Annotated in this window: 1 pseudogene; it reads right to left on the bottom strand. The window is 64.0% G+C overall.

What is annotated here, in order from left to right:
* A pseudogene (locus ABDB81_RS30470) lies at positions 1-383 on the bottom strand (type VI secretion system tip protein VgrG); the annotation flags it as partial.

The raw sequence follows: 383 nt of genomic DNA, 5'->3' as shown, positions 1-383 counted from the left end.
TCGAGGCGCACCACGTAGTGGCCCTGCTGGGTCAGGTAGGCGTACTTGTAGCCTTCGGGCGAAGTCACGCGTCCGCTCAGTGTGCCGGCGATGCGCGGCCAATTGCTTTCGTCGATGGGCAGGCGGAAGCGTCGCTCCGAGGGGATGGCCTTGTAGGTATTGGTGTAGGCGGTTTCGCGTCCGCCCGTGTGCGTGACTTCCGTGATGACCTGTCCGTTGGGCGCGTCGGGCAGGGACATGTCCATGCGCAGGATACGTGCGGGGCACAAGTCGAGGATGTTGCTCTTGCCTTCGTAGACGATCTGTCCGGCCAGTGCGGCTTCGTGGCGCAGCTCCGCTTCCCACCTGGCGCCTTCCATGTCCAGGTGATGCGTGCCGTAGAT

The organism is Cupriavidus sp. DL-D2 (genome assembly GCF_039710735.1).
In the GTDB taxonomy this organism is placed as follows: domain Bacteria; phylum Pseudomonadota; class Gammaproteobacteria; order Burkholderiales; family Burkholderiaceae; genus Cupriavidus.
This window is presented reverse-complemented; position numbering and strand designations above follow the sequence as displayed.